This is a genomic window from Naumannella huperziae (assembly GCF_054073625.1).
The window spans coordinates 2,054,245-2,079,958 of sequence record NZ_JBSXPH010000001.1; the positions used below are offsets into that span (position 1 = coordinate 2,054,245).

General features: G+C 71.4%; 20 protein-coding genes and 1 pseudogene. 9 read left to right on the forward strand and 12 right to left on the reverse strand.

The features are described from left to right. Nucleotides 1–2: 2 nt before the first annotated feature. A complete protein-coding gene (locus ACXDC7_RS09820) occupies nucleotides 3–1,172 on the reverse strand; it encodes a hypothetical protein (protein ID WP_459222008.1) in 1,170 nt (389 codons plus the stop codon). A 58-nt stretch (nucleotides 1,173–1,230) separates the two neighbouring features. Here ACXDC7_RS09820 and ACXDC7_RS09825 point away from each other — a divergent pair, with 58 nt between their 5' ends. Next, nucleotides 1,231–2,196, forward strand: coding sequence for an ArsR/SmtB family transcription factor (locus ACXDC7_RS09825; RefSeq protein WP_459222009.1), 966 nt, complete (start codon nucleotides 1,231–1,233; stop codon nucleotides 2,194–2,196). A gap of 13 nt (nucleotides 2,197–2,209) precedes the next feature. On the opposite strand, the gene ACXDC7_RS09830 is transcribed toward ACXDC7_RS09825, so the two are convergent. From ACXDC7_RS09830 to ACXDC7_RS09860, 7 genes and pseudogenes are all read right to left on the reverse strand, one after another. Next, nucleotides 2,210–4,393 carry an SGNH/GDSL hydrolase family protein gene (locus ACXDC7_RS09830; protein WP_459222010.1) on the reverse strand — a complete coding sequence of 728 codons (2,184 nt, stop codon included), beginning with the start codon at nucleotides 4,391–4,393 and terminating at the stop codon, nucleotides 2,210–2,212. A gap of 117 nt (nucleotides 4,394–4,510) precedes the next feature. Further along, nucleotides 4,511–5,104, reverse strand: a complete 594-nt coding sequence (locus tag ACXDC7_RS09835) for a hypothetical protein (protein ID WP_459222011.1) — start codon at nucleotides 5,102–5,104, stop codon at nucleotides 4,511–4,513. Nucleotides 5,105–5,130: 26 nt separating this feature from the next. Beyond that, the gene (locus ACXDC7_RS09840; protein ID WP_179443717.1) at nucleotides 5,131–5,904 is read right to left on the reverse strand and encodes an NUDIX hydrolase; all 774 of its coding nucleotides are present in this window, start codon (nucleotides 5,902–5,904) and stop codon (nucleotides 5,131–5,133) included. Continuing rightward, nucleotides 5,891–7,780, reverse strand: coding sequence for a 1,4-alpha-glucan branching protein GlgB (gene glgB / locus ACXDC7_RS09845; RefSeq protein WP_459222823.1), 1,890 nt, complete (start codon nucleotides 7,778–7,780; stop codon nucleotides 5,891–5,893). Before glgB ends, ACXDC7_RS09840 begins: the two co-directional genes overlap by 14 nt. A gap of 1,194 nt (nucleotides 7,781–8,974) precedes the next feature. Next, nucleotides 8,975–9,253: pseudogene (locus ACXDC7_RS09850) on the reverse strand (maltokinase N-terminal cap-like domain-containing protein); the annotation flags it as partial. After that, a complete protein-coding gene (locus ACXDC7_RS09855; RefSeq protein WP_459222824.1) occupies nucleotides 9,250–11,256 on the reverse strand; it encodes an alpha-1,4-glucan--maltose-1-phosphate maltosyltransferase in 2,007 nt (668 codons plus the stop codon). The pseudogene ACXDC7_RS09850 and the gene ACXDC7_RS09855, both read right to left, overlap by 4 nt. Before the next feature lie 196 nt (nucleotides 11,257–11,452). Then, a complete protein-coding gene (locus ACXDC7_RS09860; protein WP_179443714.1) occupies nucleotides 11,453–12,037 on the reverse strand; it encodes a FadR/GntR family transcriptional regulator in 585 nt (194 codons plus the stop codon). Between the two features lie 104 nt (nucleotides 12,038–12,141). On the opposite strand from ACXDC7_RS09860, the gene ACXDC7_RS09865 reads away from it, so the two are divergent. Genes ACXDC7_RS09865 through ACXDC7_RS09875 form a run of 3 tightly spaced genes read left to right on the forward strand, consistent with a single transcriptional unit; the run spans nucleotide 12,142 to nucleotide 16,179 of the window. Further along, the gene (locus ACXDC7_RS09865) at nucleotides 12,142–13,497 is read left to right on the forward strand and encodes an SLC13 family permease (RefSeq protein ID WP_459222012.1); all 1,356 of its coding nucleotides are present in this window, start codon (nucleotides 12,142–12,144) and stop codon (nucleotides 13,495–13,497) included. Further along, entirely contained in the window at nucleotides 13,497–14,708 is a 1,212-nt protein-coding gene (locus tag ACXDC7_RS09870) for a CaiB/BaiF CoA transferase family protein (protein ID WP_459222013.1), read from the forward strand. The genes ACXDC7_RS09865 and ACXDC7_RS09870 overlap by 1 nt, the downstream gene beginning before the upstream one ends. Next, nucleotides 14,701–16,179: a carboxyl transferase domain-containing protein gene (locus tag ACXDC7_RS09875; RefSeq protein WP_459222014.1), complete on the forward strand. Its 1,479-nt coding sequence runs from the start codon at nucleotides 14,701–14,703 to the stop codon at nucleotides 16,177–16,179. The genes ACXDC7_RS09870 and ACXDC7_RS09875 overlap by 8 nt, the downstream gene beginning before the upstream one ends. Before the next feature lie 27 nt (nucleotides 16,180–16,206). Here ACXDC7_RS09875 and glgX read toward each other — a convergent pair whose 3' ends face one another. Further along, a complete protein-coding gene (glgX, locus tag ACXDC7_RS09880) occupies nucleotides 16,207–18,393 on the reverse strand; it encodes a glycogen debranching protein GlgX (protein ID WP_459222015.1) in 2,187 nt (728 codons plus the stop codon). Nucleotides 18,394–18,607: 214 nt separating this feature from the next. On the opposite strand from glgX, the gene ACXDC7_RS09885 reads away from it, so the two are divergent. Genes ACXDC7_RS09885 through ACXDC7_RS09895 form a run of 3 tightly spaced genes read left to right on the forward strand, consistent with a single transcriptional unit; the run spans nucleotide 18,608 to nucleotide 21,514 of the window. Beyond that, the gene (locus ACXDC7_RS09885) at nucleotides 18,608–19,390 is read left to right on the forward strand and encodes an electron transfer flavoprotein subunit beta/FixA family protein (protein WP_179443709.1); all 783 of its coding nucleotides are present in this window, start codon (nucleotides 18,608–18,610) and stop codon (nucleotides 19,388–19,390) included. Nucleotides 19,391–19,421: 31 nt separating this feature from the next. Beyond that, entirely contained in the window at nucleotides 19,422–20,369 is a 948-nt protein-coding gene (locus tag ACXDC7_RS09890; protein WP_179443708.1) for an electron transfer flavoprotein subunit alpha/FixB family protein, read from the forward strand. 2 nt (nucleotides 20,370–20,371) lie between these two features. Next, a complete protein-coding gene (locus tag ACXDC7_RS09895; RefSeq protein WP_459222016.1) occupies nucleotides 20,372–21,514 on the forward strand; it encodes a cysteine desulfurase family protein in 1,143 nt (380 codons plus the stop codon). 16 nt (nucleotides 21,515–21,530) lie between these two features. On the opposite strand, the gene ACXDC7_RS09900 is transcribed toward ACXDC7_RS09895, so the two are convergent. After that, nucleotides 21,531–22,790 carry an Ig-like domain-containing protein gene (locus ACXDC7_RS09900; RefSeq protein WP_459222017.1) on the reverse strand — a complete coding sequence of 420 codons (1,260 nt, stop codon included), beginning with the start codon at nucleotides 22,788–22,790 and terminating at the stop codon, nucleotides 21,531–21,533. Nucleotides 22,791–22,985: 195 nt separating this feature from the next. Between ACXDC7_RS09900 and mnmA the strand changes: the two genes are divergently transcribed. Together mnmA and ACXDC7_RS09910 are read left to right on the forward strand one after the other, a co-directional pair. Beyond that, nucleotides 22,986–24,059, forward strand: a complete 1,074-nt coding sequence (gene mnmA / locus ACXDC7_RS09905) for a tRNA 2-thiouridine(34) synthase MnmA (RefSeq protein ID WP_459222018.1) — start codon at nucleotides 22,986–22,988, stop codon at nucleotides 24,057–24,059. Next, nucleotides 24,059–25,060 carry a methionine synthase gene (locus ACXDC7_RS09910; protein ID WP_459222019.1) on the forward strand — a complete coding sequence of 334 codons (1,002 nt, stop codon included), beginning with the start codon at nucleotides 24,059–24,061 and terminating at the stop codon, nucleotides 25,058–25,060. The genes mnmA and ACXDC7_RS09910 overlap by 1 nt, the downstream gene beginning before the upstream one ends. A 6-nt stretch (nucleotides 25,061–25,066) precedes the next feature. Here the strand turns inward: ACXDC7_RS09910 and ACXDC7_RS09915 are convergent, their stop codons facing one another. Next, nucleotides 25,067–25,201: a hypothetical protein gene (locus ACXDC7_RS09915; protein WP_281370011.1), complete on the reverse strand. Its 135-nt coding sequence runs from the start codon at nucleotides 25,199–25,201 to the stop codon at nucleotides 25,067–25,069. Between the two features lie 89 nt (nucleotides 25,202–25,290). Further along, entirely contained in the window at nucleotides 25,291–25,551 is a 261-nt protein-coding gene (locus ACXDC7_RS09920) for a hypothetical protein (protein ID WP_179443704.1), read from the reverse strand. Nucleotides 25,552–25,714 lie beyond the last annotated feature (163 nt).

Here is a 25,714-nt window from a genome sequence, read left to right on the forward strand (position 1 = left end):
CGTCAGGTCGGCGGTAGGTCCGCCAGTGGCCGGCGGGTCACAGTCGTGGTGATCGCGAGGGACGTCGCCGCAAGAGCGACGATCGCCGGTCCCGGACCGATGAACTCTGCCAGGCTGCCACCCAGCATCGCGCCGACGCCCTGGGCGGTCATCCGGAGGGCGTTCTCCAGTCCTTGTGCCTGGCCGAGGAGATGGTGGGGCGTGGCCCGCAGCAGCCCCTCCTGCAGGGCCAGTGTCGCCGCGTAGCCGATGGAGCCGATGCCCACGGCGATTGCGGCGACGACCAGCGTCGGTGAGGCGGCGAAGATCAGGAACGAGCCGGCGAGCAGTACGCGTAGCGGCAATTGCAGGCGTGCGCGACGGGCGGGGGAGAACAGTCGTCCGAGGACGATGTCGCCGAGCATCATGCCGAACGCTCCGGCGAGGTACAGCACGGACGCGCGAGCGTTCGCCCACGGCACGAACAGGGCCTCACAGCCGACAATCAGGCCGTTCGGCACGCTGGCGGCGATGATCAGCCGCCGGATTCTCCCGTCACCGAGCAGGCGGAGGTTGGCCCGCCAGCTCGACAGCAGGGCTAGCCTGCCGGTGCGACGCGCGGCATGTGCGGGTAGCCCGAGTGTGAGCGCGGCCGCCAGGGCGCTGCAGGCGGCAGCCACCCAGAACACCGTATCCACGGTGAAGGCGAGCAGGAGGGCCCCGCCGCCGGCGAAACCCGCTATCTGCAGGGCCCCGACACTGGAGTTGATCAGGGATCGGCCGGGGGCGTACTGGATCGGGCTCAGCAGGTCACCCAGTAGCCCCCAACGAGCACCGGCGGCCACCGCCGATGCGGCGCCGATGATCAGCATCGGCGCCAGGCGCGCGACCGGGGAGAGACCGGGCATGGTCTGCACTGCGAGGCAGGCCGCAATCAGCAGGTAGATCACGCGCAACAAAGTTCTTGGTGGCACCGTGTCGGCGGCAGCGAGCAACGTGTTGGCCCCGATCACCGCCGCCAATGGCGAGGCAAACATTCCGAGCGCAGTCAGCAGCGGTGAACCGGTGCTCTGCTGGAGCCCGGTGGCCAGGGCGAGCGATGCCGCTGTGGTGGAAGCGGTCTGCAGGCTGCTGACCGCGAACAGGATGCGGTAGTCGCGGATGGACAACAGCGCGCGGTAGCCGGGAGTCATGTTGCTCAGCCTTGGCTTGTTCACACCCTCCGCCTAATGTTTCGCTGGGAGGCGAAACATGTCACGATGGCTGGTCGATGCCGACCTGCTGGCGCGCAGCCGGTTCGCCGTCTCACCGCTGCTGGAGACGGTCGCCGGGCTGTTGATCCTGGTCGGCGCTCGGTGTGAGCCATGGCAGCTCGAGTGGCGTCGGCGGCACCGGCCCGCACTACGGGCGCAGCTGGCCGACCATCCGGTGCAGGCAGACATCTCCCGGCTCGCGGCGGGCCCCGGGTGGGTGGCCGACTGCCTGACCGTCGCGCCGCCCGCCACGGCTGACGGGTTCGCCGCCGAGCTGCGTTGCGTCAGCGAACGACCCGACCGCATGATTCGCACCGAACTCGGCATGATCGGCGAACTCACGCCCCGGTTGCGCCGGCGGCGAGGGCTGGGGCGAGACGTGGCCGCACTCCTGGAGTGGGTCTGGGAGACCGGCATCGCGCCGGACTGGTCGCGTCGGGAGAGGATTCTTCGCGCCGACGTGCTGCTCAGATCCGCCGTGCTCGGCGCGCGGGGCTGGTCGGCGGTGCTACCCGAGCTGCATCCGCGAATGGCCTGGTTGGCCGACGGTTCGCTCCGGATCAGCAACAACGACCTGCCGGACAAGGACCTGACCAGCGCAGACGAGCTGGTCTGGTATCCGGCGGACTCGCCGCGGGCCTTTGTGGTCTGGGATCCGCCACGCCGATTCGGCGCGGCGTACCCCGTTGCCGGGGTCCATGCCGACCCGGCACCGGCCGCCGGTGGGCTCGTTCGGCTGCTCGGCGCCAATCGGGCCGAGGTCCTGCAGCGGCTCGCCGCGCCGCTCAGCACGACGCAACTCGTTCAGTTGACCGGGCTGGGTCTGGGCACGGTGGGTGATCAGCTCGCGGTGCTGCGCGGGGCCGGGCTCGTCCAGCGCCGGCGGAGCGGCCGCGAGGTGATCTACCGACGCACCAATCTGGGCGATCGGCTGGTTGCCGAGCAGTGGGCAAACGGGCGGTAGGCGGTCGACGCACTCAATGGCGCCGACGGATCAGCAATCCGATTCCCGTCGCCCCACCCAGCAGGCCCACGAGCAGGCCCGGTCCGGGCCCGCCGGTGTCGGCCAGCGGTGGGCGCGCCGTGGTGCCCGCGCCGTCGGCAGGTTTGTTCGGTTCGCCGCTCGCGCCGGTCGGGGACGACGTGCCGAGGGGCGGCTGGCTGGCGCTCGTCGGTCCCGGGTGGTCGGGGCCCGTCGGGCTCGGCGTGGGCGTCGCCGACGGCGCGAGGATGCGCTCGGTGTAGAACGCGTGCAGGGCGTCGGCGTATGCGTCGAAGCCGATCTGCTTGGGGTGGTACGCCTCGGGGCCGTAGGGGTCGCGGATGCCGATCAGCCAGGCGTCCTCGGGCCGCGCGGGATTGTGGGTCTGGTACTTGCCCCGGTTCTGGTCGATGGAGTGGCCATCGAAGACCTCGGGGATCGTGTCGACCACGTAGACCTGGGCCCCAGGCGTCGCATTCGCCCGGTTCGCGACGCGGCGCTGCAGCGCGATGAAGTCGTCGGTCGTCTGCAGCAGGTCGGGTGCGTAGTCGTAGCGTTCGTCACCGGTGCCGATGGTGACGGAGTCGGCCTCGGTCAGGTCGGGATAGGAGAGCCAGATCAGCTTGGCGTCGGGCCGCAGCTTCTCGCGGATACGCGCGATGCCCTCGGCGGCGCGTCGCTCGACCAGGCCGTCGGGGCGTACCGAGTCGAGGGTCTGGGCCAGGTTCTGGCGGCAGGCGACCGCATCCTCCTGGTCGACGCACACGCCGAGGCCGCCGAAGCCGAAGTCGTTGCCGCCCATCGTCATCAACACGATGTCGGTGTCGCTTGTCACCGCGTCGACCTGCGGCGCCACCGGCCCGCCGGAGTCCTGCTGGCCCGTCAGGTCGGGGAACTGCGCGCCGCCGCATGCGGCGTTGACGTAGCTGCCACCGATCCGTTCGGCGAACAGTTGACCGTACGTGGTCTCGGAGCGGCCGCACCGCAGGTTCTGTACGTAGGTCAACCGGCCGAACGGGTGGGCGCCGACGCCGGAGGAGTAGGAATCGCCGAGCTGGACCACGGCAGGCTTGCTCGCCTGCGCCGGGATGGCCACGTACGGGGGGAGTACGCCCGCCGTCGGCGGTGCCGAGGCGGGGGCGGTCGTCGGCGGGGGCGTCGTCGGCGGGGGTGTGGTTGGGCCAGGAGTAGGAGCAGGAGTAGGAGTAGGAGTGGGGGCGATGTTCGCGACGTAGTAGTCGTGGAGCGCGTCGGCGTACGCGTCGTAGCCGCGCTGCTTGGGGTGGTAGCTCTCGAAGCCGTACGGGTCGTCGAGGCCGATCAGCCACGAGTCGTCGGACTCGGCCGGCAGGTTTGTCTGGTACCGGCCCTGGCTCTGGTCGAGCGAGTTGCCCTCGAACGCGTCGGGGATGGTGTCGACGACGTGCACCTCGGCGCCCGCTTCCGCGTTGGCCCGGTCGGCGACGCGGTGCTGCAGGTCGATGAAGTCGTCGATCAGCCGGCGCAGGTCGGGGACATAGTCGTAGGTGTCGTCGCCGGTGCCCAGCGGCACGGAGTCCGCGCTCGTCAGGTCGGGATAGGACAGCCAGATCAGCTTGGCATCGGGACGCAGCTTCCCGCGGATCAGCCCGATCCCCTCGTCGGCGATCCTCTCGACCTTGCCGCCCGGCCGCACCGAATCGAGCGAGGACGCGAGGGCCTCGCGGCATTTCGCCGCGTCCTTGTCGTCGAAGCAGGGGCCGATGAGCGCGGGGAAGCCGAAGTCGTTACCGCCCATCGTCATCAGCACGAGGTCGGCGTCGGTGCTGACGGCGTCGAGCTGTGGCGCCACCGGACCCCAGAAGTCCTGCTCGCCCGTCAGGTCGGCGAAGGTCGCGCCGCCGCACGCCGCATTCACGTAGCTGCCGCCGATCCGCTCGGCGAACTGCTGACCCCAGTTGGTCGCGGAGCGGCCGCACCGAAGCTGCGCGTAGTTCAGTACCTGCCCGAACTCGTGCGCGCCGACGCCGGAGGAGTAGGAGTCGCCGAGTTGCAACACGTTCGGCTTGCCTGCCGCGGGGGCGATCGCCACGTACGGTTCGAACCCGTCGGCCGCGTGGGCCGTGGCCGGGGCCGTCAGACCCAGCAGCGCGGTCGCGGCCAGGACGGCGGGGATCCAGCGGCGCATCGGTTGTCTCATGTGGCGGCTCCGTCGTCGCACAGCGTCTCCTTCGACTCCCCGAGAGGGATATCGAAGTACTTTAATCAGCTGCCGCCGCGATGCGCCAGAGTTTCGCGGGAACGATTTCGGTGCCGGTCAGTCGGCGGCGTCGAGTTCGGCGCGCAGGCGACGGACCTCGCGGCCGCGGCTGCGGCGGATGTAGCCGAGGATCCACAACACGATCGCGACCGCACCGGCGATCGCGGCGCCGATACCGGTCGCTCCGCGGAACCAGGGCGCGTTCACGTCCATCGTGGTACGCGCGATCTCGTTCGCCCGCCCCGGTGCCACCGAGACGCTCAGGGTGATCAGGTTGGGCACGGCGAGCAGGATCGCGAGCACCGCCAGGGCGATGCGCACGCCGAGGTACTTCCAGTTCCGGAACAGCGCGACGCCCATGATCAACAGCGGCACCAGGGTGAACAGGAAGCCGAGGATCAGGCCCCAGCCGACCCCACCGGAGAAGGTGCCGCCCGTCTGCCGACTGATCGTCTGCGCCCACCAACGGGGCAGGAACGAGGTCCAGACGAAGAACAGCAGCAATCCGGCAGCGACCAGCAGGGCGCCGACGATCAACCAGCGACGCCAGTGCCGGAAGTGGCCCGGGTCGGGCGCTGGCTCCGCGGCGGGGGCCTCGACCGCGTCCTCCGTCGGCCGTGCTGCCGATGACTCGCGATGGGGTTCGGTCATGCCGACAGTCTGGCACGAGCGGCGATTCACCCCGGCGGGTCGCCATCCTCCAGGTAGTGCGTCGCGCCGGGTCGCTCCGTGATCAACTTCAGGCGCCGGGCCGCGCCGGCCCGGAGCATCGGGTAGGCCTGCTCGGCGCTGGTCCAGTGCACCGCCGCGATCTCGCTCGGCTGCAGCACCATCGCCGCACACTGCTCGGCGCTCAGCTCGCCGCCGTCGAAGATCAACTCCAGGGCATCGTCCCAGCCGAGATAGGGCGGCAGCCAGTCGACGGCCAGCACCTCGCCCACCTCGACCGCCAGCCCGAGCTCCTCGGCCACCTCGCGAACGGCGCCGGTGCGCGGGGACTCGCCGGGCTCGACCACCCCGCCCGGCAACTCCCAGTCGGTCTTGAACACGGTCTGGCAGAACAGATACTGCATCGGCCCGCCGGCGGGATCGGTACGCCGGAACAGCACATGCGCGATCAGCCGGGTGCGGGGCAGGACGGTGTTCATCACCTGGGAGAAGGCGAGCGGGCCCGCCACCTCGTCGTCGGCGAGCCGCGCATAGATCCGGGCATCGAGCATCGCGCCGCCCGGACCGGGCAGGGCGCGGCGGCGTACCCCCTCGGAGCGGAAGCCGGCCTGGTGCAGGGCCCGTCGCGCGGGCACGTCGGTGTCTGCGACCTCGGCCTCCACCCGGTCGGCCTGGTCCAGCGCCTGCGCGGCGGCGGTCGCGATCATCGCGCGGTCGGGAGCGCCGTCCCAGCGCAGCCGGGCCGTCCGGTCGGGACCGATGGTGATGTCAACCGAGGTCATCGACCGGGCCGTGCGGATCGTGAACGAACCAGAGCGCGGCCAGCGGCGGCAGCACGATCGATGCGCTCGCCGGGAAGTTCCCGTGCGGGACGGGCCGGGCGATCACCTGCCCCGAGTTGCCGAAGCGCCCCGTCCCGTCGTAGAACTCCGCATCGGTGTTCAGCACCTCGCGCCAGGTGCCCTCGGCGGGCAGTCCGATCCGCAGGTCCTCCCGCGGCTCGGGCGAGAAGTTGATCACCGCGGCCAACTGCTCGCCGTTCGCGCCGAACCGCAGGAAGGAGAAGGCGTTGCCACCGGAGTCATCGGCGTCGATCCAGGCGAAGCCGCTCGGTGCGTTGTCGATGCTCCACAGTGCGGGGTTGTCGCGGTAGGTCCGGTTCAGGTCGCGGACGAGCTGTTGCAGACCGTTGTGCCCCCACAGGTCGCTGACCCACCATTCGGGGGGCACCGACTCGTCGAACTCCGGCCGCTGCCCGAACTCCTGGCCCATGAACAACAACTGCTTGCCGGGATGGCTCCACATGAACGCGTAGTAGGCCCGGAGCGTGGCGAACTTCTGCCAGTCGTCGCCCGGGATCTTGTTGATCATGGAGCCCTTGCCGTGCACCACCTCGTCGTGGCTGATCGGCAGGATGAAGTTCTCGCTCCAGGCGTAGACCATCGAGAAGGTCATGTCGTGATGGTGGTACTGCCGGTGGATCGGCTCGCGCCCGAGATAGGACAGCGTGTCGTTCATCCAGCCCATGTTCCACTTGAAGGTGAAGCCCAGGCCCCCCTCGGCGGCCGGCCTGGTCACCCCCGGGAACGAGGTCGACTCCTCGGCGATCGTCATGATCCCCGGCACCCGGTCGTGCAGGTGGGTGTTCACATAGCGCAGGAAGTCGATCGCCTCGAGGTTCTCCCGGCCGCCGTACTGATTCGGCACCCACTCGCCCTCGTTGCGGGAGTAGTCGAGATAGAGCATCGAGGCGACGGCGTCGACCCGCAGCCCGTCGATGTGGAACTCCTCGATCCAGTACAGGGCATTGGAGACCAGGAAGCTCTTCACCTCGTTGCGACCGAAGTTGAAGATGTAGGTGCCCCAGTCGGTGTGCTCGCCCTGTCGGGGATCGGCGTGCTCGTACAGCGCCGAGCCGTCGAAGCGGCCGAGCGCCCAGGCATCCTTCGGGAAGTGCCCGGGCACCCAGTCCAGCAGTACGCCGATGCCCGCGGCGTGCAGCCGGTCGATCAGGTAGCGAAGATCATCCGGGTCGCCCATCGTCGACTGCGGCGCGAAATAGCCGGTCACCTGGTAGCCCCAGGACGGGGCGAACGGGTGTTGGGCGAGCGGCAGGAACTCCACATGCGTGTAGCCCTGCCAGGTCACGTACTCGATCAGCTCGTCGGCCAGCTCCCGATAGCCCTTGGCGCCACGCCACGAGCCGAGGTGAACCTCGTAGATGCTGATCGGCTCGACCCTGGGCTCGCTCCGGGCGCGCCGGGCGAGCCACTCCTCGTCTCGCCACTCGTAGCCGGACTCCCAGACGATGGAGGCGGTGGCCGGCGGCTGCTCGGCGTAGCGCGCCATCGGGTCGGCCTTCTCCAGCCACTCGCCGTCCCGGGTCAGGATCTGGAACTTGTACAACGCACCCACGCCGACGCCCGGCACGAAGCCCGCCCACACCCCGGTCCCGGGCATCAGCTCCAGCGGCGTGCCCGCCCAGCCGTTGAAGTCGCCCGCGACCGAGACCGCGCGGGCCTGCGGCGCCCAGACCGCGAACCGGGTACCGCTGACCGGACCGTCCGGGCCCGGCACGGTCAGCACGTGCGAGCCGAGGCGCTTCCACGCCTCCGTGTCGCCACCGCTGTGGAAGCCCTCCAGGTCCCAGCCGGCCAGGCCGCCGAAGCGGGTCTGGTCGACCGGCCGTTCCGCGGCCGACGGGTCGGAGTCCGGTGCGGGTGCATCGGGTGCGGGTGCATCGGATGGGGGTGCATCGGGTGGAGGCGCATCGGGCGCGGGCGGATCGGGTGTCGTGCCGGTCCCGGCCAGCGCGGCCAGCGCCGCGAGCGGGATCGGCAGCCAGTCCGGGCGGTGCCGCGTCTCGTACGCGGCCTCGTAGGCGGCCTTCGTCGCCGCGCCGGCGGCCAGCAACTGCTCGCCCGCTTCGTCGCGTTCGGGTGCGTAGGCGTCGATGAAGGCTCGCTGCGCCTCGCGTACCCAGGCGGCCGTGGCCGCCTCGTCGCCACCCGCGCGGCGGGCGGTCGCGCCGGCGTAGTCCAGCGAGCGCAGCACTCCGGCGGCGTCGCGCCAGACACTGTCCGGCGCCCGCCGCTCGTCGATCGCGCGCAGCGGCTCGCCCTCGAAGTCGATGATCTTCCAGCCGTCGGCCGTGCGCAGGGCCTGGCCGAGATGGAAGTCGCCGTGGATCCGCTGGGTGGGCACCCGGTCCTGGGCGGCGACGGGCTCCAGCAGCCGCTCCGCGTGCGGGAGGTACGCCTCGAGCTGCGCGACCTCACGCGATGCGCGGGTGAACTCGTGCCGCAGCCGCCCGGCGAACACGTCGCCGGCGACCTCGGAGGTCCCGAACGCCTCGGCGAGCGCGGCGTGCAGCCGGCGCAGCGTCGTGCCCAGCTCGGCGGCCGGCCCGGTGAAGTCCGCACCCTCGCGCGCCGCCGCGACCGCCAGCTCCCAGCCGTCGTGGGTGGCACCGTCCGTCGCCGCCGGCACCTGGTCGGTGATCATCGCCAGGTCGGCCCGACCCGGCTGGTCGTCGGCGTCCTCGCCGGGCCACTCGGCCTCGACGACCCCGCGAAGATCGACCGTCGGGCTGCCGGGGCCGGCGGGCAGGGCGCGAAGCACCTCGATGTCCACGCTCGGTCCCGGCTGCAGTCGCCGGAAGATCTTCAGCAGATAGTCCCCGCCGACCAGCAGCGAGGTGTTGGACTGCTCGCCGGCGACCGGGCGTACCGCCAGCCCCGGCCGCAGCGCTCCGAAGGTGCGGAACCGCAGCAGGTGCCCGCCGTCGCGAACCTCGCCACCGGAGATCAACCGGTCCAACAGCACGCCGAGCGCCTCGCGGTCGGCGGTCGCGTCGAAGACCGCCACCCGGCCCAGCTCCGGGTGTTCGATCACCCCGAGGGCGCCTTCCGGCGCGCCCCAGGCCGGCCGATAGGCGAGCACCACCTGGTACTGGTGCACCGAGCCGTCGTCCAGCTCGACCTCGGCGAGCTCGGTGCGCACCCACAGCGGCCGCCCCGACAGCCAGGGCAGCGCGACGATGTTGACCAACCGGCCGGAGCGGCCGGAGAACCAGCGGCTCGACCGGATGTGTCGCCACACCAGTTCCGTCGCCACGAGCGTCGGGCTCATCGCACACCCCTTCCCGCGCCCCGCCGGACGCTGAACACGTGCGCCGGGTGCTCCGGCGTCAGGCGGACGAAATTGCGCGCGCCCCACTCGAAGGTCTCACCGGTCAGCTCGTCGCGGACGGTGATCAACTCGTCCGGTTCGAGGCCGAGCGCCTCGGAGTCGAGGAAGACCTCCGACTCGACCGTCGCCTTCGGCTCCAGGCTGACCGCGACGATGACCTCGTCGAAGTCGCCCGCGGCCGGTGCGCCGTCGGCGTCCACGTGCGCCGGGTCGCGCTTGGAGTAACACATCACCTGCGCATTCGGTGCGTGGTGGAAGGTCAGGTTGCGCAACTGCTGCAGCGCGGGGTGCGCGCGACGGATCTCGTTCAGCCGGGTCAACAAGATGCCCAGATTCGGCTCGGCGGCGTAGTCCCGCGGCCGGTATTCGTACTTCTCGGAGTTGAGGTACTCCTCGCTGCCGGGCCGCAGGTTGACGTTCTCGAACAGCTCGAAACCGGAGTAGACGCCCCAGGTCGGCGACAGTGTCGCCGCCAGCACCGCGCGGACGGTGAACGCCGGCGGGCCGCCGTGGACGAGGTATCCGGGCAGGATGTCGGGCGTGTTGACGAAGAAGTTCGGCCGGAAGAACGCGTCGGTCTTCGTGGTCAGCTCGGTCAGATACTCCTCGAGCTCCCACTTCTCGTTGCGCCAGGTGAAGTAGGTGTAGGACTGCTGGAAGCCGATCTTGCCCAGCGTGTGCATCATCTCGGGCTTGGTGAACGCCTCGGCGAGGAAGATCACCTCCGGATGATCACGGCGTACCTCGGCCAGCAGCCAGGCCCAGAACTCCACCGGCTTGGTGTGCGGATTGTCCACCCGGAAGATCGTCACCCCGTGATCGATCCACAGGTTCACGATCCGCAGGCATTCGCTGTAGATCCCCTCGGGATCGTTGTCGAAGTTGATCGGGTAGATGTCCTGGTACTTCTTCGGCGGGTTCTCCGCATACGCGATCGTGCCGTCGGCGCGGGTGGTGAACCACTCCGGATGATCATGCACCCACGGATGGTCGGGCGAGGCCTGCAGCGCGAGGTCGAGGGCGACCTCCAGGCCGAGTTCGCGGGCGCGCGCCACGAATCGGTCGAAGGAGTCGAAATCGCCGAGATCGGGGTGGATCGCGTCGTGGCCACCCTCGGCGGCGCCGATCGCCCACGGCGAGCCGGGGTCGTGCGGGCCCGGGGTGAGGGTGTTGTTGCGTCCCTTGCGGTACGCCCGGCCGATCGGGTGGATCGGCGGCAGGTAGACCACGTCGAAGCCCATCGCCGCGGCGGCCTCGAGGCGCTCGTGGGAGGAGTCGAAGGTGCCCGAGGTCCAACTGCCGTCCTCGTGGTGGACCGCGCCCGCCGAGCGGGGGAAGAACTCATACCAGGAGCCGAACAGCGCCCGCCGGCGCTCGCACCACAACGGATAGTCCGGCGTCGGGGAGACCAACCGGCGCGGGCCGTGGGCGCGCATCGCGGCGGCCAGGGCGGGGGAGTCGGCGCTCTGCCACAGGTCGTGTCCGGGCCGGCCCGGGTCCAGTGCGCGCGCGGCGTCGCCGAGCGCGGTGACCGCGGCCCGGTCGCCTGCCGTGCGGGCGGTCTCGGCGGTCTCCTCGATCAGGGCCCGGCCCTCGGCACAGACCAGTTCGACGTCGATGCCGGCGGGGAGTTTCACCTCAGCGACGTGGTGCCACGTGCCCCAGGGGTCGTCCCAGCCCTCGACCCGGAACGTCCACGGGCCTTCGGCGTCCAGGCGTACCCATGCCTCCCAGCCGTCCAGCCCGAGCGGCCCGAACCGCGCCATGTCGACGCGGCGCTCGGCGCCGTTCGGATCGGTCAGCACCACCGAGGCGTTGACCGCGTCGTGCCCCTCCCGGAAGACCTTGGCCCGGATCGGCAGCTCCTCGCCGACGACGGCATTGGCCGGATAGGCGCCGCCCTCCACGACGGGGGAGACCTTGGTGACCGGAATCCGGCCGATGCCGGTGGGGCGCGGCGGCTTGCGCCGGCCACCCTTGTGTCCCGCCGGGCCGGTGCTGGCCGTCGACCCGCCCGCCGGATCCTTGCGCTTCTTGCCCTTCGCCGCTGTTGCCGGAGTCACGCTCCCACGCTATCGGGCGCGGTGCTGGATGGGCAGCGGCGGTGGGCACCCAATCGGGGCGCAGAGCGGGGAATGTTCACCACAGCCCCCACGCGGCCTCAGCGGCCAGCTCGGGCCGGCCGCTGCGCACGGCGGCCGCCAGCCGGGTCAGGGCGTCCGTGTCCGGGTCCGCGCCGCCCGCCGCGGAGACGACCTCCTGCACCGCCGTGGCCAGCGCCTCGTCGTCGGCCAGCCGGCGCAACGCGCGCCACAGGTCGGGCCAGGTGGGCGGTGTACCGTCCGGCGCGAGCATCGCCTCGCGCGCGGTTGCCCCGGCCCGTTCGGCGGCGAGCCGCGCCAGACCGGAGACCAGGCTGGCGCGCAGGCCCGCGAGCTGGGGCGGCGCGAGTCGGCCGGTTGCCCAGGGGTGGTCCGGGTCGACGCGCCCCAACACCACCGCGCCGTTGCCGTGCTGCACCGAGACCAGCCCCCGGACCTCGAGTGCGACCAGGGCGCGGCTCAGTGTCGCCCGGCTGACGCCCAGCTCCGAGGCCAGTGCGCGCTCGGGCGGCAGCCGATCGCCCGGGCCGAGGCCCTGGGCGTCGATGAACGCGGAGATGTGCTCGGCGAGCTGCTCGTACAGCGGGGGACGGGCCAGCGGCCCGGGGCCCGAGGTGGCCATCGGATCTCCCGTCGGTCGACTTCGACGTGCTTGACAATCATGGCACCGGCCTAGAGGCCAGGCCAATATTCCGCTGGGCCCGCCGACAGGGAGGTCGCGCACCAATGAGCGTCCAGATCATCTCACTCCTCGTACTCGCAGCCGTCTTCCTGATCGCGACCGTGCGTCCGGTGAACATGGGCGCCCTCGCCCTGGTCGCCGCCGCGGTGGTCGGGATCGTCGTCTTCGGCGGCGATGTCGACGATGTGCTGGCGGGTTTTCCGGCCAGCCTGTTCGTCATCCTCGTCGGCGTCACGTACCTGTTCGCGCTGGCCAAGAACAACGGCACCGTCGACTGGATCGTGCATGCCGTGGTGCGCGCGGTGCGCGGCCGCGTCGCGCTGATTCCGTGGGCGATGTTCGCCGTCTGCGCGGCGATCACGGCGGTCGGTGCCGTGTCCCCGGCCGCGGTGGCCATCGTCGCGCCGATCGCACTCGGCTTCGCCAGCCGCTACCGGATCCACCCGGTGATGATGGGCATGATGGTGGTGCAGGGCGCGACCGCCGGCAGCTTCTCACCGATCGGCATCTTCGGCTCGATCACCAACGGTGTCGTCGAGCGCAGCCAGTTGCCCGGCAATCCGCTGGTGCTGTTCCTGACCACGTTCGGCGCCTCGCTGCTCATCGCCGGACTCGCCTTCGTGGTCTTCGGTGGCCCGCGCCTCGTCGGCCGCGGCGCCGGCGCCGATCTCGATGCCGCGGCCGAGCAGGCCGAACGAGTCGCCCACGCCGAGGTCACCGGGACCCCCGAGGCGGCCGTCCGCCGCGGCCAGGCCGGCTCGGCGGGCAGCGCCGCGGCAGAGCCGCCCGATGAGGGGCACCGGCTGAATGCCCCGCGCGCGCTGACCCTGCTGGGCCTGGTCGCGCTCGCCGTCGGCGCATTGATCTTCAAGCTCGACGTCGGCTTCACCGCGCTCGCCATCGCCGTCGTGCTCACGCTGATCTTCCCCGGCAGTGCCAAGGGCGCGGTGGACAAGATCGCCTGGGGAACCGTCTTGCTGATCGGCGGCATCGTCACCTACGTCGGTCTGCTCGAGGAGCAGGGTGTCGTCGCCTGGCTCGGTGAGTCCGTCGCCGGTATCGGTACGCCGCTCCTGGTGGCCCTGCTGATCTGTGTGATCGGCGCGGTGGTCTCGGCCTTCGCCTCCACCACGGGCATCCTGGGCGCCCTGATCCCGCTCGCCGTGCCCTTCCTGGTCACGGGGCAGGTCGGCGCGGTCGGCATGATCTGCGCGCTCGCCATCGCCTCCTCGGTCGTCGACTGCAGCCCGTTCTCGACCAACGGCGCGCTCGTGGTTGCCAACTCCGAGACCGAGGATCGTGACCGGGTGTTCCGTACGCTGTTGATCTGGGGGATGTCGATCATGGTCATCGCGCCCGTCGTGGCCTGGCTCGCGCTGGTGGTGCCAGGATGGCTGTGATGCACAACGATTCGAATCCCTCGCACCCCGGCCCACTGTCCGACCTCGTCGTCATCGACCTCACCCGCGCGCTGGCCGGGCCGCATGCGGCAATGATGCTCGGCGACCTCGGTGCCCGCGTGATCAAGGTCGAGGCGCCGGGTTCGGGCGATGAGACCCGAGGGTGGGGCCCGCCGTTCGTCGACGGGGTGTCCACCTACTTCCTGTCCTGCAATCGCAACAAGGAGTCCGTCGCGCTCGACCTCAAGTCCGATGACGGGCGCCAGGTGCTGCGCGAGCTGATCGCCCGCGCGGACGTGGTCTGCGAGAACTTCCGGACCGGGGTGATGGATCGTCTCGGTCTCGGCACCACCGAGCTGTTGGAACTGAATCCGCGCCTGGTGATCTTGTCCATCACCGGCTTCGGGCACGATGGGCCGGAGGGCGGCCGCGCGGGCTACGACCAGATCCTGCAGGGCGAGGCGGGGCTGATGTCGCTGACCGGCCCGGGTCCGGACGAGCCGACCCGCGTGGGCGTACCGATCGCCGACCTGCTGGCCGGCATGTACGGCGCCTTCGGCGTACTGGCCGCGCTGCACGAGCGCGAGCGCACCGGTCACGGCCAGGTCGTGCGGACCTCGCTGCTCGCCTCGGTGGTCGGGGTGCACGCCTTCCAGGGCACCCGCCAGACCGTCGCCGGTCAGACCGGACGCGCCCAGGGCAACAGTCACCCGTCGATCACGCCCTACGGACTGTTCCACTGCCGTGGCGGCTCGGTGCAGATCGCCGCCGCCAATGATTCGCTGTGGCGCAAGCTGTGTGCGGCCTTCGGGCTCGATCCGCAGACTCCGGGGATGGTGACCAATGCCGAGCGGGTCGGCAATCGGCAGCAGGTGACCGCGCTGCTCGAACAGACCTTCGCCGACCTGTCGCCGGACGAGGTGTTGGACCAACTGGCGACGGCCGGGGTGCCGGCCGGTCGGGTACGCGATCTCGCCGAGGTCTACAACTGGGAACAGACCGCCTCCCAGGGGCTGCTGATCGATGTCGACCATGATCAGCTCGGCGGAATCCGGCTGCCCGGCCCTCCGCTGCGGTTCTTCTCGGTCGATTCCTCCGGTGCGGAGCGCGAGGTCACCCGCACGCGGCACGCCGCGCCGCCGGTGCTCGATGCCGACGCCGACGCGCTGCGGCGGTGGGTGGCCGGTGAGTCCGTTGCCGGCGATGACTGAGGCCCCGCGGCTCAGCGGTCCACAACTGCTGGCCGCGACGCTGGACGCGGATTCCTTCGTCAGTTGGGATTCCCCGGTCCCCGAGCCGGCCGACCCGGACTATGCCGCCTCACTCGCGGCGGCCCGGAACCGGACTGGGCTCGACGAGTCGGTGATCACCGGTTGCGGCACCCTGGACGGGCGCCGGGTCGCGGTGATGGTCTGCGAGTTCGGTTTCCTCGGCGGATCCATCGGGCGCGCCGCGACCCGACGGCTGATCGACGCCGTGCAGCGGGCCACCGCCGAGCGGTTGCCGCTGCTCGCGGCCACGGCCTCCGGCGGGACCCGGATGCAGGAGGGTACGCCGGCCTTCGTCGGCATGATCGGGATCGGCGCGGCGCTCGCCGCACACAAGCGGGCCGGGCTGCCCTATCTGGTCTATCTGCGCCATCCGACCACCGGCGGTGTGCTGGCCTCCTGGGGCGCGCTCGGGCATCTGACGGTGGCCGAACCCGGTGCGCTGATCGGCTTCCTCGGGCCGCGGGTCTACGAGGCGCTCTACGGCGCGAGTTTCCCCGAGGGCATCCAGGTCGCGGAGAACCTCTACGCCCACGGGCTGATCGACGCGGTCGTCCCACCCGACCATCTCGCCGAGATCGCCGCGCGGGCGTTGCGGGTGCTCGTCGGCGACCGGATAGCGGCACCGGCCGAACCGCCCGCCGAACCGATCGAGCCGGTGCCGGCCTGGGAGTCGATCACCCGTTCGCGGCGCCGCGACCGGCCGGGGGTACGCCGGCTGCTGAAATATGCGGCCACCGATGTGTCGATGCTGAACGGCACCGGCCAGGGGGAGCGCGATCCGGGGCTGATGCTGGCGCTGGCCCGCTTCGGCGGGGTGCCCTGCGTGCTGCTCGGCCAGGATCGCCGCGGCCAGACCGCCGAGCAGCCGCTCGGGCCTGGCGCGTTGCGCGAGGCTCGCCGCGGGATGCGGCTGGCCACCGAGCTCGGGTTGCCGCTGCTGACCGTGATCGACACCCCGGGCGCCGCGCTCAGCGTGGCGGCCGAGGAGGGCGGGCTGGCCGGCGAGATCGCCCGCTGCCTGACCGACCTGGCCACGTTGCCGACGCCCACCGTGTCGGTGATCATCGGTCAGGGCACCGGCGGCGGCGCGCTCGCCCTGCTGCCGGCCGACCGGGTGATCTGCGCCCAGCACGGCTGGCTCTCACCGCTCCCGCCCGAGGGCGCGTCGGCGATCATCCACCGCGACACCGATCACGCGGCCGAGCTCGCGCAGGCCCAGGGCGTCAGTTCGGCCGAGCTGCTGGCGGCCGGCATCGTCGACAAGATCGTGCCCGAGCGGCCCGATGCGGCCGAGGAGCCGGCGGCGTTCTGCCGCCGGATGGGCCAGGTGCTCGCCCACGAGCTCGCCGAGCAGGCGAGCATCGATTCCCACGAGCGCCTGGCGCGCCGCGCGGCGCGCGCGAGGGGCTGATCGGCCCGAGTCGGACGGGCGCTCGGCTCAGCGCGGACCGGGGCGGCCCCGCTGGCTCGGGTCGCCCGCCTCACCGGCGGCCGGGCGTGCCTGCTCGCGCGCCCGGTTCGCCGCGGCCCAGACCGGCACGTCCGCGCGCAGCACCGCGACCGTGCGGCCCGGCAGCCGCAGCGTGGTGCCCGGCTCCAGCGGGTGTGCCGGCAGCTCCCCGGGCGGACCGGTCTCGATCTCCAGGTGCCACGAGGTCGCCCAGGGCGCGGCCGGCAGCACCACCTCGACCTCGTCGGGGCCACCGTTGAACCAGCTCAGGAACGCGGCGCGCCGATCCGAGACGTACCAGCCGAGCAGGCGCCGGGACCCGTCGGCCCACTGGTCGCCCGTCATCTCCGTACCGGACTCGGAGAACCAGGCGACGTCCTTGCGGCCGAGCGGCTTGCCCTGCAGATCGGACAGCTCGCGACCGTAGTGGAAGCGATTGCGGCGCAGCACCGGGTACTTCGCCCGCAGCGCCAGCGTCGCCCGGACCAGCCCGTGCAGCTCGCCGTGTCGGTCGAGCAGGTCCCAGTGCACCCAGGAGATCGGCCCGTCCTGGCAGTAGGCGTTGTTGTTGCCGCCCTGCGTGCGGGCGAACTCGTCGCCGGCGGTGATCATCGGTACGCCGACGGCGAGCAGTTGCGTGATCATCAGATTCTTCATCTGGCGCGTCCGGAGCGCGTTGATCGCCGGGTCGTCGGTCTCGCCCTCGACGCCGCAGTTCCAGGAACGGTTGTCGTCGGTGCCGTCGCGATTGTCCTCGCCGTTGGCCTCGTTGTGCTTGCCGTCGTAGGTGACCAGATCGCGCAGGGTGAACCCGTCGTGCGCGGTGACGAAGTTGATCGAACTCGACGCGGGCCGGCCGTCGTGGTCGAAGATGTCGGCGGAGCCGGCGAGCCTGGTGGCGAGCTCGTCCACGCCGTCGGTGTGCCCGCGCCAGAAGTCCCGGGCGTACCCGCGGAAGCGGTCGTTCCATTCGCTCCAGCCCGGCCCCCAGTTGCCGACCTGGTAGCCGTAGGGTCCGAGGTCCCAGGGCTCGGCGATCATCTTGATCCCGTCGAAGGTGGGATCCGATTCGATCAACGCCTTGAACTCGTGCTCCTGGTCCACATGGTGTTGATCATCGCGAATCAGCTCGGTGGCCAGGTCGAAGCGGAAGCCGTCAACGCCCATCTCGGTCACCCAGTAGCGCATCGAGTCGATGATCATGGTGAGCACGCCGGGATGCGCGGTGTCCACGGAGTTGCCGCAACCGGTGACGTCGTAGTCGTTGCGCAGGTCCTCGGTCAGCCGGTAATAACCCGCGTGATCGATCCCCCGGAAGCTCAGCGTCGGGCCCTCATGGCCGCCCTCACCGGTGTGGTTGTAGACGACGTCCAGGATTACCTCGATGCCGGCCTCGTGCAGCGCGCTGACCATGTCCTTGAACTCGCGCACCTGCTCCCCGGTCGTGCCGACCGAGCCGTACGCCGAGTGCGGGGCGAAGAAGCCGAGGGTGTTGTAACCCCAGTAGTTGGACAGCCCGCGGCCCACGATGAACGGCTCGGAGACGAAGTAGTGGCTGGGCAGCAGCTCGACCGCGGTCACCCCGAGCTCGGTCAGGTAGTCGATCATGGCCGGGTACGCGAGCCCGGCGAACGTGCCGCGCAGGTGCTCGGGCACGGCCGGGTGCAGCCGGGTCAGGCCCTTGACGTGCGCCTCGTAGATCACGCTCTCGGCCAGCGGCCGGCGCCGCGCGATCGGCGTGGGGGGCGGGGAGTCGGCGACGACGACGCTCAGCGGCACCGCCAGGTAGCTGTCGGTGGTGTCGACCTCGTAGTCGGACTCGGCGGTGTGATCGAGGATCGGCCCCGAGTAGTCCACCCCGCCGGTGATCGCCCGTGCGTACGGATCGAGCAGCAGCTTCGCCGGATTGAATCGGGCCCCGTCGTCGGGGTCCCACGGGCCGTGCACCCGAAAGCCATAGCGCTGCTCGGGACCGACGCCCGGCGCGAACACCGTCCACACGCCGTCGGCATCGGAGCGTTGCATGTCGAGATTGCGCTGCTTGCGCTGGGGATCGACCAACGCCAGCTCGACCCGGGTGGCGCGTGGCGCCCAGAGCCCGAAGCGCGTGCCCCCCTCGCAGAGCCGCGCGCCGAGGACGCGTGAGTCGATCACGGGGGGCGGTGGGGTCGACATGCTGTCCCTTCCGTCGGGGTTCGGCGCTTTCGCCGCATGGTCTCGCTCGACGATGAACGGGTCAGTTCTAGCGCATCACGGTCGGTGGGTCGGCACCGCCACGCAACGTTACCTGAGCGACCGCTAGGCTGGTCATGGTCGCGGAAGTTACCCGGGAGTAGCATTGGTACGCTCCATCCTCGACGGCGACCCCTACACGGTGAAGTGGAGAGAGATGAAGATCGTTGCACTGGTGAAGTACGTGCCCGATGCCACCGGCGACCGCGAGTTTGCCGATGACGGCACCGTCGACCGCGACGGCGCCGACGGCATCTTGTCCGAGCTTGACGAGTACGCCATCGAGCAGGCGCTCCAGGTGGCCGAGAACGGCGACGACGTCGAAGTGGTCGCGCTGACGCTGGGCCCGGACGACGCCGCGGATGCGATCAAGAAGGCGCTGCAGATGGGCGCCGATGCCGGTGTCCATGTCAGCGACGAGCAGGTGCACGGATCCGATGCGCTGGCCACCAGTGAGATCCTCGCCGCGGCGATCGGCAAGATCGGCCCCGACCTGGTGATCGCGGGCATGGCCTCCACCGACGGCACGATGGGCGTCGTGCCCGCGATGCTCGCCGAGCGGCTCGGCTGGCCGGGCGTCACGCTGGCCAGTGAGCTGTCGGTCGACGGCGACACGGTGAAGATCCGCCGCGACGGCGATTCCGCCAGCCAGCGGATCGAGGCCACCCTGCCTGCGGTGGTCAGCGTCACCGACCAGTCGGGCGAGGCCCGCTACCCCTCGATGAAGGGGATCATGGCCGCCAAGAAGAAGCCCGTCGACGAGTGGACGCTGGAGGACCTGGGCGTCGACGCCGGCGGGGTCGGCCTGGCCGCCGCCCGGACCAAGGTCACCGAGACCGCGCCGCGTCCGCCCAAGGAGGCCGGCAAGGTCGTGACCGACGAGGACGGGTCGGGCGCCACGGCGCTGACCGAGTTCCTGGTCGCCGGCAAGTACCTGTGATCCCGACGACGAGCGATAAGGAGAACCGAGAATGAGTGATGTCCTGGTGGTCGTCGAGGCGGCTGACGGCAAGGTCGCCAAGCCGACCTTCGAACTGTTGACCCTGGCGCGCCGGATCGGTGAGCCGGTCGCCGTGGTGTTCGGCGACGACGCGGCCGCACTGGCGCCGCAGCTCGCGGAGTACGGGGCGACGAAGACTCTGGCCGTCGGCGATCCGGCGATCGCCGAGTACCTGGTGGTGCCGAAGGTCGATGCGCTGGCCGGGCTGGCCGGCGACGACACGGCGGTGCTGCTCAGCTCGACGCCGGAGAACAAGGAGATCGCCGGTCGCCTGGCGGTACGCCGCGGCGGCGGTCTGATCACCGACGCCGTCGACGTGAACGCCGGTGGGGACGGTGTGAGCACCAAGCAGTCGGTCTTCGCCGGCAACTGGACCGTGAACGCCGATGCCGGCGCCGCGCCGGTGATCACCGTCAAGGCCAACTCGGTCGCACCCGAGGCGGCGGCAGGCAGCGACGCCGTCGAGGATGCAGCGGTCACCATCTCCGATGCGGCCAAGGGCGCGCGGATCGTGTCCTCGGAGGAGAAGCCCGCGACCGGGCGGCCCGAGCTGACCGAGGCGGCGATCGTCGTCTCCGGCGGCCGTGGCACCGGCGGCAACTTCGACGAGGTCGAGGCCTTCGCCGATGCGCTCGGCGCCGCCGTCGGCGCCTCGCGCGCCGCGGTCGACTCCGGCTGGTACCCGCACAACTTCCAGGTCGGCCAGACCGGCAAGACGGTGTCCCCGCAGCTCTACGTCGCGGCGGGCATCTCCGGTGCCATCCAGCACCGCGCCGGGATGCAGACCTCGAAGGCGATCGTGGTGATCAACAAGGACGAGGAGGCGCCGATCTTCGAGCTCGCCGACCTCGGCATCGTCGGCGATCTGCACACCGTGCTGCCCGCGGCGACCGAGCAGGTGAAGGCGGCCCGGGGCTGAGCGTGCCCGACGCCCGCAGTTATCTCGATCACGCGGCCTCCGCCCCGATGCGGGCGGAGGCCGCGGCTGCGTTCGCGGCCGAGGCCGGGCAACCGGGCAACCCCTCGTCGCTGCACGCCTCCGGTCGCCGCGCCCGCCGGGTGCTGGAGGAGGCCCGGGAGTCCATCGCCGCCGATCTCGGCGCCGCGCCGCCGGAGGTGATCTTCACCTCGGGCGGCACCGAGGCCGACAACATCGCGGTCCGTGGCAGTTGGATCGCGCGGCGGGCACAGGCCAACCGGATGATCATCTCCGCGACCGAGCATCCCGCGGTGGCGGCGAGCGCAGCCGCCTGCGCCGCCGAAGGGGCCGAGCTGATCGTCGCGAGCGTGGATGCCGACGGCCGCATCGACCCGGACGAGATCGGGCGGGCGCTGCGCGTACCCACGGCGGTGCTGTCGGTGCACTGGGTGAACAACGAGACCGGCGCGTTGCAACCGGTCTCCGCGCTGGCCGCCGCGGCTCGGCAGGCCGGTGCCTGGTCACACAGCGATGCCGTCCAGGCGGTGAAGACGCAACCGGTCGATTTCCGCGCCAGCGGGCTGGACCTGCTGTCCGCGACCGCCCACAAGATCGGCGGACCGGTCGGCATCGGCGTACTGCTGGCCCGCAAGGAACTGGCCCCGGCGGCGCTCGGTCACGGCGGGGGGCAGGAGCGCGACGTGCGGTCGGGAACGCTGGCGGCGGCGCTCGCCGCCTCGTTCGCGGCGGCCCTGCGGGTGACCGTCGCCGAACGGGACCGCGAGGCCGCGCGCCTCGGGGCGTTGAAGGACCGGGTCGTGGCGGCGGTGGCCGCCCTGCCCGGCACCGCGATCAACGGGGAGCCGGGCAGCCCGGCGATCGTGAACGTCGAGTTCTCGGGTACGCGGGCCAGCGACCTGCTGTTGCTGCTCGATGCCGCCGGGATCGACGCCAGTTCCGGCTCCGCCTGCTCGGCGGGTGTGTCGCGGCCGAGCAGCGTGCTGTTGGCGATGGGCCGAGACGACGATGCGGCGTCGGCCGCCCTGCGCTTCTCCTTCGGTTCGACCACCACCGACGGAGACGTCGATCGCCTGGTCGCGGCCCTGCCCGCGGCCCTCGACCGGGCCCGTGCCGCCTTCGGCTGAGCACGGTGTCAGGCGATCAGAGCGCGGAGCCCTTGCGATAGTCGGCGAAGGACAGGTTCCAATCGCCATAGCCGTTGTCCGGGTCGGTCTCGCTGTCCGAGCCGGTGTACTCCACGGGCGTACCGATCGGCGAGCGCTCGTACAGCCAGTACGCGTCGTCGGTGTCGAGCCCGGTGCAGCCGTGGCTGGCGTTGGTCTCGCCCATGTTGCCGGCATTCCAGGGGGCGGCGTGCAGGAACTCGCCCGAGTTGGTGATCCGCATCGCCCACTGCACCTTGAGGTTGTAGGCCTCGGAGCCGTAGATCGAGACGGTCTCGGAGTTCATCTGTCGCGAGTCGCTCTTCTCGCTGATCACCTTGATGCCGGACCGGGTGGTGAACCCCTCCTTGCCCGCACTGATCGGCAGCGTCTTGGTGACCTTGCCGTCCTCGATGTATTGCAGCGTGTGCTTGCGCAGGTCGACCTTCTCCACGACGTTCTTGCCGATGCTGAACTTCTCGTGCACGCTCTGTTGGCCGTAGCGCCCGCCGCCGACGCTCACGCCGTTCAGGTACGCGTCGAGTTTGATCTTGCTGCCGGCCTTCCAGTACTTCTCCGGCCGATAGCGCACCACGGTGTCGGAGAACCAGTGCCAGCTTCCCTGCTGGGCCGGCTCGGCGGTCACCTTCAGCCGCTTCTCGACCGCCGCGCGATCCTTCACCGGCAGGTCGAAGGTGATCTGGATCGGCATCCCGACCCCGTAGGTCTCGCCGTCACTGGTCGCGGTCTCGGGGTAGACCTGATCGTCCAGGGTCAGCTCGGCGGTGCTGAACTGCGAGCGCTGCTCGACGCTCTCGCCGTCGGCCCCGCTGAGCTTCAGCGTCGCGCGGTACTTCTCACCCGGGTCGAGCCCCTCCGATGCCTCCCATGTCGCGCCGTCATCGGCGAGCTCGCCGGCGACCGGGCCGTCCTGCTTGCCCTTGGCGTCGCCGTTGCCGTGCTCGATCCTGACCGATTCGATCCGGGTGCCGGGCGCCGCCTCGACCTTCAGCACGGTGTCGACCTTCACCCGCTTGGCGCCGTCGGCGACGTTCAGTTTCGCGGCCGCCGGGCCCTGCTCCGGTGTCGGTGTGGGCGCCGCGGTCGTATCGACCGGCGCGCTCGCGACGGGGGTCGGCCGGGTGTCGTCGGCCGGGCCGCCCGCGGACTGCTCGGTGCCACAGCCGGCGGCGGCCACGGCGATCAGCGCAATCGGCGCCGCCAGCCAGCGACGCCATCGATGATCAGCCTGACTCACACGAACCTCCTCGGGGCGCCTGTCGACGCGCGCTGCGGCCCAGCGTAGACGCGGCGAGGACCGGTCCGGGGCAGCCGCGCTGCACCGGGCGCCGCGATTCGGGAGGGGCGGGCCCCGGGACTAGACTGTGCGGCCGGACGGGCAGGTGGACCCGAACAACGAGCGGCCCCGGGACCGGGCCGGGAGGAGAGCGGGATGAGGGTGCTGGCGGCGATGTCCGGCGGCGTCGACTCGGCCGTGGCGGCGGCGCGGGCGGTCGACGCGGGCCACGACGTCACGGGCGTGCACCTCGCGCTGTCCAAGAACCCGCAGTCCTTCCGCAGCGGCGCGCGGGGATGCTGTTCCAAGGAGGATTCCGGGGATGCCCGCCGGGCCGCCGATGTGCTCGGCATTCCGTTCTACGTCTGGGATCTGTCGGACCGGTTCGCCGAGGACGTGGTGGACGACTTCGTCGCGGAGTACGCGGCCGGCCGCACCCCCAACCCGTGCCTGCGCTGCAACGAGAAGATCAAGTTCTCCGCGGTGCTGGACCGCGCGCTGGCGCTCGGCTTCGACGCCGTCTGCACGGGCCACTATGCCCGGCTGGCCGAGGTGGACGGGGAGCCGGCGATGTTTCGCGCCCGCGACACCGACAAGGACCAGTCGTATGTGTTGGGCGTGCTGACCCGGGACCAACTGACCCACTCGCTGTTCCCGCTGGGCGACTCGTTGAAGACGCAGGTACGCGCGGAGGCCGCCCGGCGCGGCCTGCTGGTGGCCGACAAGCCCGACTCCCACGACATCTGCTTCATCCCCGACGGCGACACCCGCGGCTTCCTCGAGGCGCGGCTCGGCGCCCGGCCGGGAGAGATCCGCGACGCCGACGGGGCCGTGGTCGGTCGGCACGACGGCAGCCACGGCTTCACCATCGGTCAGCGCCGCGGGCTGCGGCTCGGCGTACCTGCCGCCGACGGCCGACCCCGCTATGTGCTCGACATCTCCCCGGTGGACAACGCCGTGACCGTCGGACCGCGCGAGGCCCTGCAGGTACGCACCATCGACGGCATCCGGCCGGTCTGGACCGGCCCGGCGCGACCCGGCGAGGACTGGGCCGCCACCGTCCAGGTGCGCGCACACGGCGCGCCGTTGCGCGCCCGGGTGAGCGCCGCCGACGGCGCGGTCCGGGTCCGGCTGGCCGAGGCCGCCACCGGCATCGCGCCCGGGCAGGCCGTGGTGATCTACGACGGCGACCGGGTGGTCGGCTCGGCCACGATCTCGGCCGCCGCCTGATGGCCGGGGTCCGCCACGCCCAGGTCGGGTCGCTGCCGGGCACCGACTTCGACGCCGCCGCCCGCTTCGCCCTGGCCGAGACCCCCGACCCGTCGCACCTACCAGAACTGCCCGCCCGCGGGGCCCCGGCGCAACTCGTCGGACGGGCCACCGCGCTGGCACCGGGGCTCGCCTTCGACCTGCAGCCGGCTGGCTGGCGGCTGACCGGCGGCGCGCTCGGCGTCGGCGACAGCGCCGACGCCCGGCGCGCGCGGGCGCTGCTGCGCGACGACCTGGACCGCTTCGAGGAGGCGGCCCAGGGATTCGTCGGGCCGGTCACGGTCTCCGCAGCCGGGCCGCTGACCCTGGCGGCGAACGTGGAGTTGCCGCGCGGGGACAAGGTGCTCGCCGATCCCGGCGCGCGGCGCGACCTGGGACAGGCGTTGACCGAGGGGCTGCGCGGGCTGGTCGATGAGTTGCGCGGCCGACTCCCTGACATCGAGTGGTCGCTGCAACTGGACGAGCCGCAGGCCGGCGCCGTGCTGGCCGGCTCGGTGCCGACCGCGAGTGGCTACGACCGGCACCGTCCGCTGCCCGCGCCGCAGGCGGCCCAGGAGTACGCGGAGTTGGCGCGAGCCCTGGCCGGCGTACCGCTCGGACTGCACAGCTGCGCCGCGGACTTTCCGTGGGAGTTGAGCGCCGAACTGGACTCGGTCAGCCTGGACGGCGAACGGCTGGGAACACGCGATCGGGACGAGATTGCGCGCTGGCTGGAGTCCGGCCGCGAGCTGCGGCTCGGGGTGGTGCCGACGACGACCCCCGGCCGGGTGCCGGGGGTCGACGAGGTGATCGGGCGCACGCTGTCCGTGCTGCGCCCGCTGGAGCTGGGGGAGGCCGCGGTGCAGAACCTGGTGCTCACGCCGGCGTGTGGGCTGGCCGGATGGTCGGCCGCCGACGCGCACCGGGTGCTGCGCACCCTGCGCGACGCGACGGAACCGGTGGCCGAACAGCTCACGCGCTGACGCGGGTCAGCGCCGCGAGCGGAACTTCTGCCAGGCCTCGCGGGCCTTGCGCTGGTTCTCCGGCTTGCTCAGCTCACGCTGGGCGACCTGCAACACCTTGGCGACGATGGCGCCCTTGACCAGACCCTTGACGAATCGCATGTCGACAACGCTACTCGCCCGCGCCACCGATCCCGGCCGGCTCAGGGGCGAGTGGGGGTCACCCCTGGGTCCGGACGGGCGGCCGCTGCTCAGCCGTTGTCGTGTTCGTGCCGGCGGCTCTGCGCGAGGTCGCTGGCGGCGACGGAGCGCTCCTCCTCGGTGGCATTCGGGTCGCTCAGCACCTCGCCGGCCTCCGAGGCGACGCGCTCGGAGGTCTGGTCTCCGGTGCTGCGCTGGGAAAGATCGCTGCCGGCGATCGAGCGGTCCTCGGCGCTGGCGTTCGGATCCGCGAGGATCTCGCCGGCCTCCGAGGCGGTCGTCGAGCCGGTCTCGTCCGGGTTGTTGGTCATCTGCCTCACCTCTCGTTGTCCGTGCTCCCGCGACCTGCGGGGATCTCTCGATTGTTCTCCATCAACCGGTTGCTGGGAAGGCATGTCGTCAGACGATGCAGCCGTGAAGAGACTCGGGAGGCCAGTGCGGCGGGACGTGACCGGTGAGGACCTGGCCAGCCCG

Bases quoted from the DNA above. Each gene is read 5' to 3' on its own strand.
- ACXDC7_RS09820 (WP_459222008.1), bottom strand. From the start codon at position 1,172: ATGACTCCCGGCTACCGCGCGCTGTTGTCCATCCGCGACTACCGCATC.
- ACXDC7_RS09825 (WP_459222009.1), top strand. From the start codon at position 1,231: ATGTCACGATGGCTGGTCGATGCCGACCTGCTGGCGCGCAGCCGGTTC.
- ACXDC7_RS09830 (WP_459222010.1), bottom strand. From the start codon at position 4,393: ATGAGACAACCGATGCGCCGCTGGATCCCCGCCGTCCTGGCCGCGACC.
- ACXDC7_RS09835 (WP_459222011.1), bottom strand. From the start codon at position 5,104: ATGACCGAACCCCATCGCGAGTCATCGGCAGCACGGCCGACGGAGGAC.
- ACXDC7_RS09840 (WP_179443717.1), bottom strand. From the start codon at position 5,904: ATGACCTCGGTTGACATCACCATCGGTCCCGACCGGACGGCCCGGCTG.
- ACXDC7_RS09860 (WP_179443714.1), bottom strand. From the start codon at position 12,037: ATGGCCACCTCGGGCCCCGGGCCGCTGGCCCGTCCCCCGCTGTACGAG.
- ACXDC7_RS09865 (WP_459222012.1), top strand. From the start codon at position 12,142: ATGAGCGTCCAGATCATCTCACTCCTCGTACTCGCAGCCGTCTTCCTG.
- ACXDC7_RS09870 (WP_459222013.1), top strand. From the start codon at position 13,497: ATGCACAACGATTCGAATCCCTCGCACCCCGGCCCACTGTCCGACCTC.
- ACXDC7_RS09875 (WP_459222014.1), top strand. From the start codon at position 14,701: ATGACTGAGGCCCCGCGGCTCAGCGGTCCACAACTGCTGGCCGCGACG.
- glgX (WP_459222015.1), bottom strand. From the start codon at position 18,393: ATGTCGACCCCACCGCCCCCCGTGATCGACTCACGCGTCCTCGGCGCG.
- ACXDC7_RS09885 (WP_179443709.1), top strand. From the start codon at position 18,608: ATGAAGATCGTTGCACTGGTGAAGTACGTGCCCGATGCCACCGGCGAC.
- ACXDC7_RS09890 (WP_179443708.1), top strand. From the start codon at position 19,422: ATGAGTGATGTCCTGGTGGTCGTCGAGGCGGCTGACGGCAAGGTCGCC.
- mnmA (WP_459222018.1), top strand. From the start codon at position 22,986: ATGAGGGTGCTGGCGGCGATGTCCGGCGGCGTCGACTCGGCCGTGGCG.
- ACXDC7_RS09910 (WP_459222019.1), top strand. From the start codon at position 24,059: ATGGCCGGGGTCCGCCACGCCCAGGTCGGGTCGCTGCCGGGCACCGAC.
- ACXDC7_RS09915 (WP_281370011.1), bottom strand. From the start codon at position 25,201: ATGCGATTCGTCAAGGGTCTGGTCAAGGGCGCCATCGTCGCCAAGGTG.
- ACXDC7_RS09920 (WP_179443704.1), bottom strand. From the start codon at position 25,551: ATGACCAACAACCCGGACGAGACCGGCTCGACGACCGCCTCGGAGGCC.